Raw genomic sequence first — 5,000 nt, 5'->3', positions numbered from 1 at the left:
CATAAATTGCTTATATTTGGGAAGTAAAACTAACTAAAAGAGAGAACTATGAAGAAGATAATAAACCCCTGGAAAGGTTTGGAAGGGTACAACTGCTTTGGTTGTGCTTCCAATAATGAAGCCGGATTAAAAATGGAATTTTACGAAGATGGTGACGAAGTGGTAAGCATTTGGAAACCACGTCCCGAATATCAAGGCTGGATTGATACCTTGCATGGCGGTATTCAAGCTGTCTTGATGGATGAAATCTGTGCCTGGGTTATACTTCGTAAACTACAAACCACGGGGGTGACGTCGAAGATGGAAACTCGTTACCGGAAATCGATTGATACCAAAGATTCTCATATAGTACTGCGTGCGTCTATTAAAGAGGTAAAGCGGAACATCGTTATTGTTGAAGCAAAGTTATATAATAAGGATGGAGAAGTATGTACAGAATCAGTTTGTACTTACTTTACTTTCTCGAAAGAAAAGTCGAAAGATGAAATGCATTTTTCGAAATGCGATGTAGAATCGGAAGAGATATTACCATTAATTTGAAATAAAAACTCAAGTTTTTGTGATAAATGTTTGGTAGTATCAAACAAATACTTTACTTTTGTCGCAGTTAATAAAAGAAATATGAAATATACAACTACACATCATCATCATCATTTTCCTAACGAATAATCGGTGGGCGTGGATGATATTGTGTATAACTATATAAACGATAACGAAGGCTTACCGAATACGGTAAGCCTTTTTTGTTTTTTCAACGCAGATTGTATTTGTAATTAATAATTAGTAATTAAATAAAGTCATGTTAAGAATCGCAGTACAAGCCAAAGGACGTCTCTTCGAAGAGACAATGGCACTTTTAGAAGAGTCAGACATCAAGTTAAGCACTACTAAACGTACCTTGTTGGTACAGTCTTCTAACTTTCCTATCGAAGTTCTATTTCTTCGTGATGATGATATTCCGCAGACGGTAGCTACTGGAGTGGCTGATTTGGGTATTGTCGGTGAGAACGAGTTTATGGAAAAAGAAGAGGATGCAGAAATCATTAAGCGTCTGGGATTCAGCAAATGTCGTCTGTCACTGGCTATGCCGAAGGATATTGAATACCCTGGTTTGTCATGGTTTGAAGGCAAGAAGATCGCTACCTCTTATCCGGTGATTCTTCGTAACTTCCTGAAAAAAAATAATGTAAATGCTGAAATACATGTGATAACCGGTTCGGTAGAGGTGTCTCCGGGTATTGGATTGGCTGATGCCATTTTTGATATTGTAAGCTCCGGTTCTACTTTGGTCAGCAACCGTTTGAAAGAAGTGGAAGTTGTAATGAAGTCTGAAGCATTGTTGATTGGCAATAAGAACATGAGCGAAGAGAAAAAAGAAGTGCTCGAAGAATTGCTGTTCCGTATGAACGCAGTAAAAACGGCCGAAGATAAAAAATATGTATTGATGAATGCTCCAAAAGACAAACTGGAAGAAATCATTGCTGTATTGCCGGGTATGAAGAGTCCTACAGTGATGCCATTGGCACAGGAAGGCTGGTGTTCTGTTCATACAGTACTTGATGAAAAACGTTTTTGGGAAATCATCGGAAAACTGAAAGGACTGGGAGCGGAAGGTATTTTGGTACTGCCGATTGAAAAGATGATTGTATAAATAGATAGGTACGGGAATCCGTTTCTAATAAAATATGAACCATGAAATTGATTAAATATCCCTCAAAAGAGCAATGGACGGAACTTTTGCAACGTCCGGCATTAAATACGGAAAATTTGTTCGATACTGTTCGTTCCATTATAAATAAGGTAAGGACAGAAGGCGATAAAGCAGTATTGGAATATGAGGCTGCTTTTGATAAAGTAACCTTGTTCGCACTTGCTGTGACTCCTGAAGAGGTACAAGCCGCCGGAACATTAGTAAACGATGAACTGAAAGCTGCCATTTCTTTAGCTAAACAAAACATTGAAACATTCCACTCTTCCCAGCGTTTTGTCGGGAAGAAGGTAGAGACAATGAATGGGGTAACTTGCTGGCAAAAATCAGTGGGAATCGAAAAGGTCGGCTTATATATTCCGGGTGGAACAGCACCGCTTTTCTCGACTGTATTAATGTTGGCTGTTCCGGCTAAAATTGCAGGATGCAAGGAAATCGTACTTTGTACGCCTCCCGATAAGAATGGAAATATTCATCCGGCTATCCTTTTTGCTGCGCAACTGGCAGGTGTCAGCAAAATATTCAAGACTGGTGGTGTGCAAGCTATTGCCGCTATGGCCTATGGAACGGAGAGTGTCCCCAAAGTATATAAGATATTTGGTCCCGGCAATCAATATGTGACAGCTGCCAAACAGTTGGTAAGCCTGCGTGATGTAGCTATCGATATGCCTGCCGGTCCTTCAGAAGTGGAAGTTCTAGCTGATGCATCTGCCAATCCGGTTTTTGTAGCAGCAGATCTTTTGTCACAGGCAGAGCACGGAATAGATAGCCAGGCTATATTGATTACTACTTCCGAGAAACTGCAAACAGAGGTGATGGCAGAAGTGGAGCGTCAATTAGCAGAACTTCCCCGTCGTGAAATTGCGGCGAAATCATTGGAGAATAGTAAATTGATTTTAGTGAAGGATCTGGATGAAGCATTGGAACTGACTAACGCGTATGCTCCGGAACATCTAATCATAGAAACGGAGAACTATATGGAAGTGGCCGAACGTGTGATAAATGCAGGTTCTGTCTTCTTAGGTTCGTTAACTCCCGAGAGTGCCGGCGACTATGCTTCCGGAACGAATCACACCCTGCCGACCAACGGTTATGCCAAAGCCTATAGTGGTGTAAGTCTGGATAGTTTTATCCGTAAGATTACATTTCAGGAAATTCTCCCGGAAGGAATGAAAGCTATCGGTCCTGCTATTGAAGAGATGGCGGCTAATGAACAGCTACATGCACATAAAAATGCCGTTACAGTTCGTTTGAAAGCAATTCAAAATTCATAATTTAAAACTTAAAGAAGTGAAAACGTTACAAGAACTAACCCGGCCGAATATCTGGAAATTAAAACCCTACTCTTCGGCACGAGATGAATATAAAGGAGTTACAGCCTCTGTTTTCCTGGATGCAAACGAGAACCCCTACAATACGCCTCATAACCGCTATCCGGATCCTATGCAGTGCGAACTGAAGACGTTGTTGTCAAAAATCAAAAAAGTATCCCCTGAACATATTTTTCTTGGAAACGGTAGCGATGAGGCCATCGACTTGGTTTTTCGTGCATTCTGCGAACCGGGAAAAGATAATGTCGTAGCCATCGACCCTACTTATGGTATGTATCAGGTTTGTGCTGATGTGAACGATGTGGAATATCGGAAAGTATTGCTGGATGATGACTTCCAGTTTTCTGCCGATAAACTGCTGGCGGCTACCGACGAACACACCAAATTGATTTTCCTTTGCTCGCCTAATAATCCGACAGGAAATGATTTGCTCCGTTCTGAAATAGAAAAGGTGCTTTGTCAGTTCGAAGGGTTGGTGATGCTGGATGAGGCTTACAATGATTTTTCCCAAGCTCCGTCTTTCCTCGAGGAGCTGGATAAATACCCCAACCTTGTCGTATTCCAGACATTCTCCAAGGCTTGGGGATGTGCTGCAATTCGCTTGGGAATGGCTTTTGCTTCCAAAGAAATTATAGACATTCTTAGTAAAATCAAATATCCCTATAATGTCAATCAGTTGACTCAACAACAAGCTATTTCTATGTTGCATAAGCACTATGAGATAGAACGTTGGGTGAAAACATTGAAGGAAGAGCGTGATTATCTGGAAGCGGAATTTGAAAAACTTCCATGTACCATCAATTTGTTTCCTTCTGACGCCAACTTCTTTTTGGCTAAAGTGACAGATGCTGTGAAGATATACAACTATTTGGTCAGTGAAGGAATCATAGTGCGTAATCGTCATAATATTTCACTTTGTTGCAACTGTTTGCGTGTAACTGTCGGTACCCATGTAGAAAATAATACCCTACTGGCCGCCCTTAAAAACTATCAAGGATAATTTATGAAGAAGAAAGTATTATTCATCGATAGAGATGGTACATTGCTAATCGAACCTCCCATTGATTATCAGCTCGATTCATTGGAAAAATTGGAATTCTATCCGAAGGTATTCCGTAATTTGGGTTTCATCCGTAGTAAACTTGACTTTGAATTTGTGATGGTCACCAATCAAGACGGATTGGGTACATCCTCTTTTCCAGAGGAGACATTTTGGCCTGCTCATAATCTGATGCTTAAAACATTGGCTGGAGAGGGGATTACTTTTGATGAAATTCTGATAGACCGTAGCTTCCCTGAAGATAATGCGCCTACCCGCAAGCCACGTACGGGAATGTTGGTGAAGTATTTGAATAGTCCCGATTATGATCTTGCCGGAAGTTTTGTGATAGGTGATCGTCCTACGGATGTGGAACTTGCCAAAAATCTGGGTTGTCGGGCAATTTATTTGCAAGACTCGACCGACACTCTGAAAGAAAAAGGATTAGAAGAAGTCTGTGCTCTTGCAACTACTGACTGGGACCGGATAGCCGAATTCCTTTTTGCCGGAGAACGGAAAGCGGAAGTACGTCGTACTACAAAAGAAACAGATATTTATGTTGCTTTGAATCTGGATGGAAATGGAACTTGTGACATTTCTACTGGTCTTGGTTTTTTCGATCACATGCTTGAGCAGATTGGAAAACACTCCGGCATGGACTTGACCATCCGTGTTAAAGGAGATTTGAAAGTAGATGAACATCACACGATAGAAGATACCGCTATTGCATTGGGCGAATGTATCTATCAGGCTTTAGGTAGCAAGCGAGGGATTGAACGTTATGGTTATGCCTTGCCGATGGATGATTGCCTTTGTCAGGTTTGTCTGGACTTCGGCGGTCGTCCTTGGTTGGTTTGGGATGCTGATTTCAAGCGTGAGAAGATAGGAGAGATGCCGACGGAAATGTTCCTTCATTTCTTTA

5 protein-coding genes are annotated in these 5,000 nt (G+C 41.2%); all 5 read left to right on the top strand.

The features are described from left to right. The first annotated feature begins 48 nt into the window (after positions 1 to 48). Complete coding sequence (locus tag ACT8YW_RS21720; RefSeq protein ID WP_004296910.1) at positions 49 to 540, top strand: PaaI family thioesterase; 492 nt, start codon at positions 49 to 51, stop codon at positions 538 to 540. Between the two features lie 259 nt (positions 541 to 799). Then, entirely contained in the window at positions 800 to 1,651 is an 852-nt protein-coding gene (gene hisG / locus ACT8YW_RS21715) for an ATP phosphoribosyltransferase (protein ID WP_444107119.1), read from the top strand. 41 nt (positions 1,652 to 1,692) lie between these two features. Further along, entirely contained in the window at positions 1,693 to 2,982 is a 1,290-nt protein-coding gene (hisD, locus tag ACT8YW_RS21710) for a histidinol dehydrogenase (RefSeq protein ID WP_444107118.1), read from the top strand. Between the two features lie 16 nt (positions 2,983 to 2,998). Next, complete coding sequence (gene hisC / locus ACT8YW_RS21705; RefSeq protein ID WP_444107117.1) at positions 2,999 to 4,039, top strand: histidinol-phosphate transaminase; 1,041 nt, start codon at positions 2,999 to 3,001, stop codon at positions 4,037 to 4,039. A gap of 3 nt (positions 4,040 to 4,042) precedes the next feature. Beyond that, a partial coding sequence (gene hisB / locus ACT8YW_RS21700; RefSeq protein ID WP_444107116.1) for a bifunctional histidinol-phosphatase/imidazoleglycerol-phosphate dehydratase HisB occupies positions 4,043 to 5,000 on the top strand: 958 nt, incomplete at its 3' end.

This window comes from Bacteroides sp. (assembly GCF_052357945.1).
Classification (GTDB): Bacteria; Bacteroidota; Bacteroidia; order Bacteroidales; family Bacteroidaceae; genus Bacteroides.
This window is presented reverse-complemented; position numbering and strand designations above follow the sequence as displayed.